This window comes from Anaerosporobacter mobilis DSM 15930 (assembly GCF_900142955.1).
GTDB lineage: Bacteria > Bacillota > Clostridia > Lachnospirales > Lachnospiraceae > Anaerosporobacter > Anaerosporobacter mobilis.
Genome location: NZ_FRCP01000013.1, coordinates 171,498 through 186,199 on the forward strand (window position 1 = coordinate 171,498; position 14,702 = coordinate 186,199).

General features: G+C 32.3%; 10 protein-coding genes and 1 tRNA gene. 1 reads left to right on the forward strand and 10 read right to left on the reverse strand.

What is annotated here, in order from left to right; all coding sequences use genetic code 11:
* Positions 1-151: 151 nt before the first annotated feature.
* Positions 152-1,003, forward strand: a complete 852-nt coding sequence (locus tag BUB90_RS13335; RefSeq protein WP_073288552.1) for a GGDEF domain-containing protein — start codon at positions 152-154, stop codon at positions 1,001-1,003.
* A 525-nt stretch (positions 1,004-1,528) separates the two neighbouring features.
* Here the strand turns inward: BUB90_RS13335 and BUB90_RS13340 are convergent.
* From BUB90_RS13340 to BUB90_RS13385, 10 genes are all read right to left on the reverse strand, one after another.
* On the reverse strand, positions 1,529-2,590 hold the full coding sequence (locus tag BUB90_RS13340; RefSeq protein ID WP_073288554.1) for a hypothetical protein: 1,062 nt from the start codon (positions 2,588-2,590) through the stop codon (positions 1,529-1,531).
* A 193-nt stretch (positions 2,591-2,783) separates the two neighbouring features.
* A complete protein-coding gene (locus tag BUB90_RS13345) occupies positions 2,784-3,476 on the reverse strand; it encodes a S24 family peptidase (protein ID WP_073288556.1) in 693 nt (230 codons plus the stop codon).
* Positions 3,454-5,829, reverse strand: a complete 2,376-nt coding sequence (locus BUB90_RS13350; protein WP_073288558.1) for a PHP domain-containing protein — start codon at positions 5,827-5,829, stop codon at positions 3,454-3,456. The genes BUB90_RS13345 and BUB90_RS13350 overlap by 23 nt, the downstream gene beginning before the upstream one ends.
* 183 nt (positions 5,830-6,012) lie before the next feature.
* Entirely contained in the window at positions 6,013-6,597 is a 585-nt protein-coding gene (locus tag BUB90_RS13355; RefSeq protein WP_073288560.1) for a hypothetical protein, read from the reverse strand.
* Between the two features lie 608 nt (positions 6,598-7,205).
* Positions 7,206-7,291: transfer RNA gene (locus BUB90_RS13360), tRNA-Ser, on the reverse strand.
* Entirely contained in the window at positions 7,268-8,266 is a 999-nt protein-coding gene (holA, locus tag BUB90_RS13365) for a DNA polymerase III subunit delta (RefSeq protein ID WP_073288562.1), read from the reverse strand. The genes BUB90_RS13360 and holA overlap by 24 nt, the downstream gene beginning before the upstream one ends.
* Before the next feature lie 163 nt (positions 8,267-8,429).
* Positions 8,430-9,746 carry an MATE family efflux transporter gene (locus BUB90_RS13370; protein WP_073288657.1) on the reverse strand — a complete coding sequence of 439 codons (1,317 nt, stop codon included), beginning with the start codon at positions 9,744-9,746 and terminating at the stop codon, positions 8,430-8,432.
* Between the two features lie 219 nt (positions 9,747-9,965).
* Positions 9,966-10,709 (reverse strand): hypothetical protein, encoded by a 744-nt coding sequence (locus tag BUB90_RS13375; protein WP_073288564.1) that lies wholly within the window; start codon positions 10,707-10,709, stop codon positions 9,966-9,968.
* A 65-nt stretch (positions 10,710-10,774) separates the two neighbouring features.
* Positions 10,775-13,750, reverse strand: a complete 2,976-nt coding sequence (locus BUB90_RS13380) for a ComEC/Rec2 family competence protein (protein WP_073288565.1) — start codon at positions 13,748-13,750, stop codon at positions 10,775-10,777.
* Between the two features lie 14 nt (positions 13,751-13,764).
* Positions 13,765-14,697 carry a GerMN domain-containing protein gene (locus BUB90_RS13385; RefSeq protein ID WP_073288567.1) on the reverse strand — a complete coding sequence of 311 codons (933 nt, stop codon included), beginning with the start codon at positions 14,695-14,697 and terminating at the stop codon, positions 13,765-13,767.
* Positions 14,698-14,702: the final 5 nt, after the last annotated feature.

Below are 14,702 nucleotides of genomic sequence, written 5' to 3' on the forward strand. Positions count from 1 at the left end.
GAGAAATATAAGTAAAACCAGCCAACCGAATGGGAAAGTTGCTGTAGGAATTGAAACAAGTCTGCAGTGTCTATAATTGATTATTATAGCTACTAAGGAAAGGAGAAGAAATAGTGAATTTTCCTATAATTCATTATGCGCAGAAAATACTATGAAAATTCTAATAGATGAACTAAAAGATATCAATCTTATGAAAAACATATTTCATGTTTTACGTCTAGTTGACGTAAAACACAAGAGAATTATTGAAGATTATTATAGAAAATCATGCAAGCCCTATATTATGGAATTTGATTTTAACGGACATATAGAAGAATATAAGAAATGTTATGAAATCGATAGTACGACATATAAATTGGAACAATTCAACCAGTTTTTGTTTTTTATTGCATTTCAACCTGTACAAATACAGAATACTCGTTATGTTTTGGAATGTGTTTCAGATATCACAAAAAGTACAGAATCCAGCCATTATTTCAAAATACTAGATGATGCTTATAAACTATCTATTACCGATGAACTGACAGGCATCTATAATAGAAGATACATAAATCATGCCCTTCCCAATGCGATTTCTACCTGTAGCACAGGTAATAAGCCTCTTACTGTGATTTTTATAGATTTGGATTATTTTAAAGAGATAGATGACTTATATGGTCATGCAGCAGGAGATTATCTATTATCACAATTAGCACTAGACTTACAAGAGCATTTTATCCATCAAATTGATTGGGTCGCACGTTATGGCGGTGATGAATTTCTGCTGTGTTTAAGTGATACAGATTGTAAGAAGGCAAGAACAATAGCCGAACAAATAAGAACCGTTATCGAGAAAAAGACATATGCTTACAATAGTCATCCCATACATATTACATGCAGTCTTGGAGTATATACCGTGGATCATCCCGATTCTCACACATCCTATGATTCAATACTACAGGAAGTAGATAAACATCTATATCAAGCTAAAAAAGCAGGTAGAAACCAAGTTAGTGTAAGATAACTTGGTACTTCTTCCCTCTATCTAAACAAATATAATAATTATACTTTCTGGTCTTTCTTAGTCTTGTTTATTGGTAATAACCGATCTCCAATACTACATCAAAATGTTCATAAGAATAGCCCCACGCTAATGCGCAGGGCTTTCTTATGAACGGAGACGGTGGGATTCGAACACTTGATCGGGAGTGTCCCCTGTAATGATTCTAATTACCCTTGAAATGTAAACTCAAGTGTCCTAAAGGTGCCACATTGTATAACCAAAAGATTACGAATTTCAAATGATAAATAGATGTTTTATTATAATCATTCACCGTGATGCTAAGATTAATTATTTTCGAAACATTCTTCTTAACTATTATAGATTTTCTGTTTCTGATTATTGAATTCTTTTTGAGTAAGGATCCCCCATCTAACACACTTTTCAGTTCTATTAACCTTTTACTCAGATCAATTCCATACTCCGTACTAAAAGCTATAGAAAGTTTCAATTTTCTTTCTTTACAGTTAGCAATTCATATATTAATTTCTATTTTGACAACTGTAGCAGTCTTTCATCTAGCAAATCGAATAGAAAATCTGTTGGATCCGAACCAGAATCTTTCATTTTAATCATTTCATATATAATTAAATCATTAATATTAAGTATTATTTTACCAGATTCTTTAATAATTCCATCAGAAGCTTTAAGTGCGTTATTACTAGCACCACTTCGAGAAATTATTATTGCAACATTTCTTAATGCCTTAGCGAATAAATACTTTTCAGTTGTATAAATCTGATTTTGAGAAATCTTTTCACTGTAATTTTTAAATTCAAATAATAAATACCTTGATTTAAAATCATTAATGAAAATCGACCAAATTCCATCTTCACTTTTTATTCTACAAATCAAATCAAATCTATGTAAACCATCATCTGTCCTATTTTGTTTGTGCCAACCATCAAGTGAATTATCAAAAAGATATTTTAGTATTTCCGTACATTTATTTTCATATTCAGCAAATGCACGTTTACCTGGCTTAATTCTTAGTAATTCACTATATAATATTTCTCCTTTGTTGTTTTCATCTAATGTAATTTTACCTTTCGTGTTATTAACATTACTTTGATAATTAAATATTTTATTAATATCACATGGATTTCCCTTAATATCATTTTCATTATCACTTTTTAAGCCTAGTACTTCTATTAGCTCTTTTTTAACTTCCGGAATTGAATTTGAGAGAAATAATATATTCTCAATGTCAATTATATTTACCCCAAAGTCTATTTCATAAGATACTTTATAGAATTCATCTAATTTAGCGGATATTAGAAGTACACTGTTTGGTATATTAATATCTAAAGAATTTCTTCGCACCTTTTCTAGAGCTTTTTCAATTAAGTTTAAATTCACACTAAAATTTCTATACATTTTAATTTCCACTATAGTTTTTTGTTGATCACTATTGGTAATAATTGCATCTATTTCAATACGCTTATCATTTATCGTAAACAACTTATTGGTTTCAATTTCACAAAAATGATGCTTCAATATTTTAATACATATTTCTTCAAATTTTTTATACATATCAAAGCTTTTATCCATGCCAATATCTCCATTTATCTATATCTCATTTATATAAATTACCATAACATACTAACTTGCTTAACTAGTCATCAAATTAATACAAGCAAATGTTTGAAAGATTTCTACTTGGAGGTAATATCATTTCAGTTACTATATACATATAATATGTATCTCTATGGAAATTATCTTTAACGGTTTTTCAACTGGGTTCTTATTTAATAACTATAGGCATCACTTCAATTACTTTACCCTGAATCTTACAATTCATATCAGATGTTAAAATAATATTCTTAAAATCTTCAGAGTCATTAACAGGAACTAATGTTATACTGTCACCATTTTTAGTATACTTTTTACACATAGCATCACCATCGATATTAAAAATTCCCAAATCATCATTATCTAGATACTCAACTCTTTTAACTAAGACAATACTTCCATCAGGAATTAATGGTTCCATACTTTGTCCTGATATTCTTACTGCAAAATCTGCTTCATTATTATAAACTTCATAATCTTCAGCTTGGACATCGCTACTTTCTATGTAAAAACCGTTACCTGCACAAGCAGCAATATCATATAATAAAATAACTTTACTTTGAGTATCTCTAGTTATTTCATAAGTCATAGAAAATTCTTCATCACTATCAACAAACTCTTCTTTAATAGAACTAAAAATAGATGAAATCCAACTAAATATGTAATTTCCCTTTTTTAATACATCATTGACCATATGATTAGTAAATTCAATATTTGTGGTAAAATTATTCCCTTTGAAAATACCTTCATAAAACTTACGTGAGTCAAACTGCAAATCACTCCCATTAATCGAAAAGATTGTTAGAGAATCCTCCTGAATGACATATGCGTCTTCTACAAAATCAAACGTTAGTAACCTTTTCATATCGCTTCCACCTCTTTTGAATAGTATCTAATCCTCCGTCAATATTATCAGCAACTATATCAAGTATATTGTAATCATTACAAACAAATTCTAATGCACCTGATTGAACTTGAATCTCCTCATCTAATTGCCTCATAAATATTAAATTATCAATATCTAAATTCACAATAAATTGAGGGTTATGTGTTACCATAATAATTTGCCGATTTTCACCCATAGTCTTAAATCTATCTAGCAAATATGTTTTTATAGCACTTTGAGAAATATTATCCTCTGGTTGATCAATTATATAAATGCCATCTTTAGTAGTTTCATAGGATAAAATATCAAAGTATACTTTTGCATCTAATCCTGAAGACATCTCTGCATACTTATCTGTGCCTTCACAGATAATAGTGTTTTTTTGAGACAAATCTTCATTAATAATATTATCTAAACTACTTTTTAAAAATTGTAGAACTGGAACCGTAGGATCATATCTTAGTAATATATCTTGCAGTTCAGATTTAGTTATTGTTTCCCAATCAATTACTTTATTTACTTTTATTAATTTACTTAAACGTGATATCAAATAATCTTTCCCTATCCTATCAACATTTAATCTTGATATAAACTCATAATCAAATATTTTATTACAGTTTGGACTTATTTCTGTTTCTTCGATTGAAGGTTGATATACAGATAATTCGTCTCTCAATTTCATAATCTCAATAAGTTGCGTTTTTAAATTTAATGTATTAGTGGCAAATGAAGAGTTTTTCTTTTGATTATCAGATACGCTTTTTGTATGTTCTTCTCCAACTTTGTCGATTATTTTTGCTATTTTTTCTATTCGTTGAGATTCAATATCTATTACTTTTATCTTTTTCTCATATTTTTGCTTTATTTTAGTGAATTTATCAATAGTTATCTTAATAAAATCAACATCTTCACCATCTAAATCGGGGGACAAACCAAGTAATTTATCCAATGAAATTAACGTTTCATCTATACTAGAAGTAATGTTACGTATCTTTGAATTTTTTGGCTTGCTACTTCGTAAATTTTTCAGGAATGTCATACTTTCAGCATTACTTTCAGACACAACTATTGAAAAAGTTCTTAGATTTTCTATGTATGTATCTAACTGAAACTTCTTTTTAAGATAACTAATCATTTTATCAATCTCATTGTTTATAATACTCTTATATGGCTGTGCATCAACAGTCGAAGGAAAATGCTTTCCTAAAAATTCAGTTGCATTTAATATATTTTCTTCGAATTTTGTGCGAACTTCTCCTTGCATGTCAAAGCAAAAAATTTGATTAATAGGAATTGCTGTTTTTATTTTAAGATTGTTTCTTTTTAAATGATTTTTATAGCCATCCCGAATTTTTGTCGGTAATTTTATCCCACCTTTCTCAAAGGATGTTAAAGCATGTAGAAGCATAGATTTACCAACTGAATTATCACCAATAACAACATTAATCCCCTTTGACATTGGTATTGTTATCCGTTTATTATTGCTCTCCAATTCAATAAACTCTATTGAATGCTTATCATTATTATTAAAAAAACTATTGACCATTTTTAATCGAGTATGATCAGTCATTGCCATTACTAATCCTTTAAAAGTAGGAAGACATTTGGCATAAGTATAAGGAAACTCTTCCAAGTTATCTATAGGGTCTTCAGCAGGATAAACACTCCAGTCATGACAATCAGTTCCCGTTACAAAGCGTAACATTTTATCTAATCCTTCTTGAATCAAAAAAGTTTTATTTAGCACCTCATTTCGTTTATTCTTGAATTCAAATGCTTCAAAATAGTCAGTATATACAAACTCGAGGAATTTATCATTACCAAGAATATTAGCATCATTGTCCCTAGGCTTTCTACTAGTAAGTGTATTCTTCTGATGCGCAATTAATATAGTATCGATATCAATTAATCTTAACAGTTGAAGAAATCTTTCTTCTGGGTAAGCCCCATCACAATCTGGTCTATTTTGATTTAAAACAGTCTCAATATTTTTAATCTTAACATCATCTAAGTCAGAAAATATAGTAACAATATGTATAACCTTACTTGATAGTTCATGCTCAAACTTAACGGTAAACTCTATACCTGGTAAAACTTTTTGTATCGTGTTTGATTCATTTTCCGCTAATTTTAAGGCAACATACATTTCGTAGGAAAACATATCATGATCAGTAATAGCACAAATATTCACTCCATTTTCACTTAGTTTATTTATAAGTATCGATATATTCTCAAGTGTGTTATTTATAACTTTCTTCCCGTCTTTACTGGAAGATACTTTTGAATGGATATGTAAATCAATTTTCATTCCAGTCTCAACGATGTTCTGCATAATCAGCACCTCATTATAATTTACATTATAGTACCTTTAGTTAATAAAGGAATTCTAAATATTTCTCCATAGTTGTTATATATCTTTTAAAAGATTAAGTATTGCACTTTGCCACTATCGAGTCACGTCTTCTTGTAATGAAAAAGGCATTCTTTCTATAATATATTGAGTGTCCTAAAAGGATCAAAGAACTACCTTTGAATTTTTATTATTTTCAAAATACACACAATAATAGATATATTTTTCTAAACGACTTATATATTCAATATCATTCTTGGATTTCTTTACTTTTTCAGAGTAATAATTATAGTCATTCCAGATCAATTTAAATTCTTCAGAATTTTGCTGTAGTAAGTAAACATTCTCCCAATAACTGGACTCATTTTCTGTATGTATCTTATTGCTAAGTAGATGATTAACTTTATTTCTAATAATATCATAATCAATTTTTTTTACATCTTCTCGAATAAGGAAACTTAATATGATTTTATCAATATCTTTCTGTTTATTCTTTTTTGGGTAATATGGTGTCCCGCCTTTCCCATTATTAAATAACCCTGATTTAACAGTTGTCACACCAAATATAGTTGCTGATAAAGCAACTATAGATCCTAATAAAGTTGGAAAGTTTTCAACAAATAATATCACTCCTTTATCAGATGATAAGCATATGTAAGTCCATATTGATAATATAACTATATCGATAAATATAACTAACAAAATTAATGTTTTTGATATTATTATTTTCCCTTCAATCTCTTTATGCATTAATACCTCTCTCTCTATTATTTATTAAAAGTGATGAAATCAGGTTGTACTACACTAAAAAATATGAATTTATTAAACTTTATTCCTCAATTCCAAAACTTTGGATAGTAATACAATTGTAGCAGATAAATAGATTAACATAACTATCTTTATTTATTATCTTCCTATCAAATACCATTTTATTCTATTTTCCCACTTTTTTCAACCAAATCTTTACTAATTTGATAAATCCGATAAATCGATAAATAAGCAGGAGCCATGGTCATAGAGCACGGAGTTGCCCTTCATTTAAAAAATATTTATTGTATCTATATATTCTTGATCAAATAAGAAGGAGTTGCTATAGATTCAAATTCACCTCCTTATATTAATCCAATTCCATGTCGTTAATTAAAGGTGTCCGACAGGTGCCCATCACCCTGTCACCAGTAACCTCCCATCATCAGCAGTTACCTCCATTTTCCAATTTCATATTATTCCACCTAAGTTCTCTAATTCCCAACACATCCTTTACTCTCCTGCCACTTCCCGACTATCGACTTCAGATTCTTGCAATCAAGAATCAAAAAAAGCCCTAACCCCTTAGGATTAGGACTAAGCATTATGAACGGAGACGGTGGGATTCGAACCCACGTACCCCGAAAGGCTACCGCATTTCGAGTGCGGCTCGTTATGACCTCTTCGATACGTCTCCCTTTGAACTATATTTTACAATTAGTAGTTCCACTCCTATTTTATCAATCAATCTACCAGTTTTAATCATTTCTTCTATATCTGTACAGTATGTTACGGCTTCTTTTAATATCTCTATGGTGAAGTTGTTTGTCTGTGTCAGATACTTGTTTACGGCAAAAGGTGGAACACCAGCTTTTTGGCTCATCGCTGAACTTGCCATGCCTAAACGTTTCATCTCTTTGATTTGTAAGAGAATGTTAAAATGCCTTGTTATTAAGAATAATATTGACATCGGTTTTTCTTTTAGCGACAACAAATCATAGTATAAGGCAAGTGCTTGCTCTTGACGTTTACTTGCGATTGCATCAATCATCTGAAAGATTTTATTCTCTAACTGTGTTGTACAAACGGCGTCGATATCCACTTCTGTTATAACGTCACGGTCCATTGCATAGCACACAAGTTTCTCAATCTCTGTTTGTAGATTCTCCATATCAGAACCCGTCTTGTTTAGGAAATACATCAATGTTCTCTCCGTGATCTTCTTATTATCTTTTGACAATAAGGAAGCAACCCATAATTTTAAGTTTGCTTCATCCATACCATTCATCTCTGAGATTCGCCCAACATCTTTTACGGCTTTATACATACGATTTCGCTTGTCTACTTCTTCTTCCACAAAGATAAAATGTGTTGTTTCAGGTATGTTTTTCATATAGTCTGCTAGATCGCTGGCATTCTTAAAGAACCCACTGTTCTCGATAACAACCACACGTCGATCTGCAAAGAAAGGCAATGTATTCGCAATGCCAATTACTTCTGGCACATCAATACCCTTTCCATCAAAATGAGAGTAATTCATGGATTCACCCTCGCCGACCATAGCTGCTTTTAATTTATTCTTATACAAATTCTTTAAGTATATCTCGCTACCATATATCAAATAGGCAGGCTTGAATTGATTCAATTTTATATCTTCTTTAATAAACTTCATTTATCTGAACTCCTGTGTTTTATTTCATTTCTTAATTGTTTTGTTCTTAATATCTTAAAGTTTAACAAATAAACTATCTTCTCATAGCGATTGCATTCATAATACTTCTCATATTCCTAGCTATCTTATATTTTATCCACAAACTTATCATTTTACAAGAGCTTTAGTCACGTTTCTTATCCACGGTCCAGATCATCGGAACTTCTACCAATAACATAACACTCCAGCCAATTGCACAGGCATAAGCGATACCTAGTATTCCGAATCTTGGTGCAAGTATCCATGTAAATATAACTCTTAGAGAGGTCTGTATTAGAGTTCCAAGGAATGTAATTTTCATCTTGCCCATACCACGAAAATACCCTTGGACACCATTCGTGAAAGCAGGGAATATATAAAAGAATGCCATAATTAAAAGATATTGACTACCGATTTCTATTATCTTTGTTGAACTCTTTCCATCAACAAACAAAGAGACAAAGAAAGTTCTACAAAGTATGGTAACGAGACAAATCACTATCCAATATAAGAATTCCATTCGTAAGCCTGCTAGGAAGCCTTTTTTTATTCGTTCTTTTTGATCCGCACCTCTGTTTTGCGCCACGAAAGTTGTGATACCATGTGAGATACTTTGTTCTGGTGTACATGCAAAATCATCAATCTTTGTTACAGAATTGAAGGCAGCAATCGTATCAATACCAAGGGAGTTAACAGAGCCTTGAATTAAGAGTTTACCTAAAGGTTGGCAAGATTGTTGAAGTGCTGTTACTGAACCATATTGTAATGTTCGTTTTAATAGCCCTGCATCTATTCTGAACTCTCCTCGTTTAATCTGAAGGATCGGTATCTTACGGTATACATAGAGGATGGATAAGATTGCAGACGCAGCTTCAGCAACAACTGTAGTCGTTGCTGAACATACAATTTCAAATCCTAAGAATCCAATGAAAATCACATCAAGTACACCGTTAAGAATAGCAGAAAACATAAGGAATTTTAAAGGGGTTTTTGAATCCCCCACACTCTTAAGTGCAGAAGCTAACGCATTATAAAAGTATGTAAACGGCGCCCCTATAAAAGTTATCCGTAGATAAGTCGTTGCCATCGGTAATAAATCTTCTGGAACATTTAACAATCGTAATAATGGACCCGAGAATATAATACCGATAATCATCAAAGCCACAGAAAAATATAATCCAAACAGAACTGCCGTAGACATCTCTTTCTTTAATTTAGTATAATCCTTAGCTCCAAAGAATTCACTCATTAAAACGCCTGCACCCATACAAATTCCAGAGATTCCGAGTATGACCATATTCATCACTGGATTAGCTATTCCTATGGAGGCCAACGCTTCTTTGCCGATAAATCTACCTGCAATGATAGAATCAACTGCATTGTAAGTTAACTGAAACAGATTTCCTAAAATCAATGGAATCGCATATTTAATAAGATGATTGGTTATATTTCCTTTGGTCATATCGGTTGTTTTAGATACCTTCTTATTTTCCTCTTTGCCATCAAAAGAATTTTTCTTGTACTCCATATTCTTTTGTTCTTTGTTCTTCGTTTTCTCTATCATCCTTTTTCTCCACGTACAAGTATCGTATATCTTATTCTATTGTACCACACCCTACTATAAATCGTTGATTTTTTGGTTTTCTTTTACCTCTGCTTGACCTCTCCTATTCCCACTTTCTCATCCTGACGCGTTTTTTATATGTAAAGCATACCTTTGCAGACTCTCATATTCTTTTCCACAATTCATAGATATCAATTTATTATACTCATTAATTGATGATAAGTCTGCCCCTTCTATTAGCTGCTTTCGGGCAAGTAAATATAAATAATCTTTTTCATAAGTTAATAAGTCAAGTGTCCAGGATATACCAATACAACCTTCACAATCACGTTGATGAAGTTTTCCAATTGAACTTTGATTACACAAACCAACCTGTCCAAGTCTAGCACATGCTCTTACATATAAATCTTCTATCTCCTCCTCCTTATTAATTAATCTATACGGTAAAATAACTTCTGTTGAATATGTCTCAAAAACGTCACTTCTAACTTCATCAATCACATCTCTCTTTGCAACCGCATTATTAGTTAGATATTCTAATATTTCCTTCTGAGTTACCTCTCGTACCAATTTAATTATTGATGCTTTATGATGATACGAATTTCCGCATACCTGTCCTTCCATAGTATCTATTTCAAACAAGCGTACTTCTCGATACTGACGCCCCTTACTTGTAGAAATATATTTTTCGTGATATATAACATCTTCAATACTGCCACAAAAACTATAACCAGCTTCTGTAAAAGCAACGCCGCCATCATCTACATCATGTTTCTCTCTTGGTACCCCCACTTCAAATATGTCATTATATTTGCTCCGTAGTATACCGTTCTTTAGAATTACACCTTTATATCCCTTCATTTTTCTTTTATCCCCCCTCATAATGCTATACATAACTATTTAATTATTATACTACAACGTCACTTCTATTCCCACATCCTTTCCCCATCTGTCCTAATCGTAATTGCACCTTCATTCACCGTCCATCTATATGGAATATGATTTTCTTTAAGTCTATCTAACAACTCCTTATGTGGATGCCCATATCGGTTTCCATATCCGCTAGAGATCCATGCAATTCGTGCACCATAATATTCTAGGAACTCATCTGATGTGGAGTATTTAGAGCCATGGTGAGCAATCTTAATAATGTCATAGCGTCTTTTATTAACTGTAAGCTGACCCTTTGTCATCTCCTCCTCCGAGGTCTGATTACTGTTTTGATTATCACCAGCTAGTAATTCCTCTTTAGCAAGTTTAATTAATTCACTCTCTCCACCACTCTCCAAATCACCCAACAATAATGCATCAAAATTACGATAAGTAAGTTCTAAGACGATAGAGGTATCATTCTTAGAATCTGTATTATATTCTGCGTACGGGTGTAGACAAGTAAGGGTTAGTTCCCCTTCTGTTATAGTATCGCCTCTACCAAAATAATGTAGAGTTATTCCTTTCCTCACTGCTAATTCTTCTATCTTCTTGTAAGTTTCATCTACTAAACTAGTATCTGATAATATAAGGTTCTGAATCCCTACTTGTCCATCATAGAAGGCTAGAGAGTTTAGTGATGATAATCTTGTTTGCTCTCTCTTTCTTCCCCCTATTCCTACGGCATCTGGCATTCTTTCCATAAGCTCCATGACTCCATTGATATGATCTGCATCCATATGTGTTAACACTACGTAATCAATGGTTCTAACTCCTTGAGCTTTTAGAAATGGTTCAATTCTGTATTGACCTATTGCCTTTACATCAGAACTTCCCCCATCGACAAGAATCGATACTCCTTTGGGCGTCTTAATATAGATACTATCTCCCTGAGATATATCTAACATCGTCATGGTTAGATTAGTACTTGGTATCCGGATCAACAGAATCCATAGGAAAGCTATTATATATATCATCTTCTTACGTTTCGTTATTATAGCCAATTGTATAATTCCTACAACTACAACGTAATATAATACGATTTGCACTATACTTGGTTTTCCGGTTAATACTAGATGGAACGGTAAATTGGAAAATATCTCACATAACATCTCATAAAGTTTCAGTATGAAGGTAATTCCATATCCTAATATCTTAGCCAAATCAATCCACCACAGTCCTATAAGTCCAGCTACTACACCAAGTGTCATCAAGACAGAAGTAAGCGGAATTACGAATAGATTTAATATCATACTGTAGATTGGTATCTCACAAAAGGTACTGGCGAGAATTGGTGCTGCTATAGCACTAATGACCATACTAGATTGTAGTGCCTTCCCGCGACTTGATTCTCGTAATTTGTATTTCTTATATAACCATTCATCAAGGGACAAAAGCAATTCATCAAGCTTTTGTTGCAGGTTCTTGCTAATATATTCTTTGTTTTGAAATACATCGTTCTGAGTTCCATTGTTTTGTATATTATTGTTCTGAGCATTATTGATAAAGTTCTTTTGCTTTACTACTTTTCTAATGTGTTTTATTAATTCTAATAATTTTTCAAGAAAAATTTGTTCTATATGTAGCTTACCCTGTGATTTATCCTGTTTTTCTTTGTAGTGTTTTTCTTTAGCATGCTTTTCCTTAACGTGCTTTTCCTTACCATGCCTTTCTTTATCTCGTCTCTCTTTTTCATATTCTTGTATATTCTCATTCTTGTCCTCCGCTTTTAACTTCCCATATATCTCACCAAATACCGCTAATACGCATACCGCTAGGAAGGAAAGTTGAAAACCTGTGTTGTATAACTGCATGGGATTTTGAAGCAAGATAATACAAGAACTTACTGATATGGCGGATAGCATATCATACGTACGACCAATAACGATTGCGAATAAGGATACCAGTAGCATCACTACGGCTCGATTGGTTGATACACTAAAATCCGTCATTTGTCCGTAACTAAACACTACAATTGAAACAATTCCTGCATTCAGATATATTGGGCATCCCATCTTCTTTAAAAGCTTATATAGAAATAAACCTAAGAAACTAATATGTAAGCCCGATATGGATAAGATATGTGATATTCCATTTCTCTGGTATAGATTCTTAATATTCGTATCCAGTGCTTGTTTTTCACCAAGAAACATTGCCTGCATTACCCCAGCTTCCTCACTAGGCAGGATATGTTTATATACCTTTGATATCTTATCACGCAAGGAAGACAGTGCCACCTGATACCAGGAATAGGAATCCCCGGTGCGTTCCATGGTTTCAGCAAACATCTGATAGCGAATATCTTCTGACATATAGTAGGCGTAGGAATTAAACTGTCCTTCATTGGTGGCTCTCATAATTTGCGATACCGTACCTGTACATGAAACCGTGTTACCTACTCTAAACTTCGAATTTTTCTCACCATATACAATTATTTTTTGTTTAACCTGAATTTGAATATCCGGATTCGGATAGAGTATAACTTTATCTAGATAATAAGATGTGCTTTTTTCTTTTTCTGTAATGCGTACAATCTTACCCTCGACGCTTGCATCACATTTTCTTTCACAATAGGCATCAAATGCTGTTGGTGCTATTATAGCACTCATTCTTCCATAACCAATTAAGATTATGATTGGTAGTAATAATATGAATCGATCTTCCTTGTTAATTCTTCTCTTTCTAATTGATTTTGAAACTAATTGAAATACTTTCTTACTAAAATTGTTAGATTCTAACTCTCTTTTTTTGTCCAAAATATTATTACTAATACAATTAATTGTTTTAAAATCTTTTGTTATACTGTTATTCTCTTTGGGATTAGATTCACCGATAGAACATCGATAATATAGAATACATAAACTTATAATTAGAAAGAATAGAATGCCGCCTACTATAATCCATGATAAGGAATATAATAGGCAGCCTAGTATATAGGAAAGAGCAATCCATAGAAGCGGCCTCTTGATCAACTATATACCTCCTATTATTGGGTTGTTTCAACGACATCTAGGTTACGCTCAAACATTCCATCGAACTTTGTGCTTTCCCCATATATCTTACGAAGCTCTCCATTAATTTTAAATTGTACTTTATTAATTGTTGGCATTTCAACCAACGAATTTACTACAGAATAGATTGCGACTTCATCTGTAATTCCATCAATTTTGTCTAGGAATTTCTCGTTAAAGTCAACGTAACAGATTCCTTCTTTTACTGTAGCTTTCACAAGTTTTGTTCCGGACGGAATGGTTGGATACTTGGTATCACTTAATGGACCTGCAATAAGCTGTTCTACAATTAACTGTTCCATAGGAATTGTCCCATTGTAGCTAACAATAATATTGGATTCTACTAGTTTTTTACCAGCTTCATTGGCAAAGAATAAGGATATCTTTGCATTCTGCTTATACTTCGTCTCTCCACCGGTATTATCTATGAAATTTTCCGCAGTCATCATTCCAATTGGTTTTTCATTCTTATCACGAAGTGGTTGTCCTGCTACATAGAACTCAACAAACTCAATTTCTTCAATTTGACAGAAATTCTTAACGATGGCTGCTCTTGTTAAAACTTCCGCTATTCCTTCTAGTTCGTAATAACTAGTTTCAAAGTTAAGTATTAATTGACCACTACCATTATACGTGTAATCCTTAAGTACAACAGTATCTGGTTTTGCTTTACGATACGTATAATTCCTTGGGTCTTTGTCAAGTGCCTCTATAAACTCTGCTATTAGTTCTTCCGTATCCGTTGCTACTGGCTGATAATTTTCTCGAACAACTTTCGTTTCTTCCTTATCAATATAATATAGGTAATACTCTGATTCCTTAACATGTCCTATCTTCTTCGATCCACATGCTACTAGTATCCCCATGCAAGCTAAGACGAGTACAGCTAGAAGATGACGTTTATTCATATATG

What these genes read in the sequence shown, in the direction of transcription:
- BUB90_RS13370 (WP_073288657.1), bottom strand. Translation starts at nt 9,746, where the DNA reads ATGACCAAAGGAAATATAACCAATCATCTTATTAAATATGCGATTCCA.
- BUB90_RS13375 (WP_073288564.1), bottom strand. Translation starts at nt 10,709, where the DNA reads ATGAAGGGATATAAAGGTGTAATTCTAAAGAACGGTATACTACGGAGC.
- BUB90_RS13345 (WP_073288556.1), bottom strand. Translation starts at nt 3,476, where the DNA reads ATGAAAAGGTTACTAACGTTTGATTTTGTAGAAGACGCATATGTCATT.
- BUB90_RS13355 (WP_073288560.1), bottom strand. Translation starts at nt 6,597, where the DNA reads ATGCATAAAGAGATTGAAGGGAAAATAATAATATCAAAAACATTAATT.
- BUB90_RS13385 (WP_073288567.1), bottom strand. Translation starts at nt 14,697, where the DNA reads ATGAATAAACGTCATCTTCTAGCTGTACTCGTCTTAGCTTGCATGGGG.
- holA (WP_073288562.1), bottom strand. Translation starts at nt 8,266, where the DNA reads ATGAAGTTTATTAAAGAAGATATAAAATTGAATCAATTCAAGCCTGCC.
- BUB90_RS13335 (WP_073288552.1), top strand. Translation starts at nt 152, where the DNA reads ATGAAAATTCTAATAGATGAACTAAAAGATATCAATCTTATGAAAAAC.
- BUB90_RS13340 (WP_073288554.1), bottom strand. Translation starts at nt 2,590, where the DNA reads ATGGATAAAAGCTTTGATATGTATAAAAAATTTGAAGAAATATGTATT.
- BUB90_RS13350 (WP_073288558.1), bottom strand. Translation starts at nt 5,829, where the DNA reads ATGCAGAACATCGTTGAGACTGGAATGAAAATTGATTTACATATCCAT.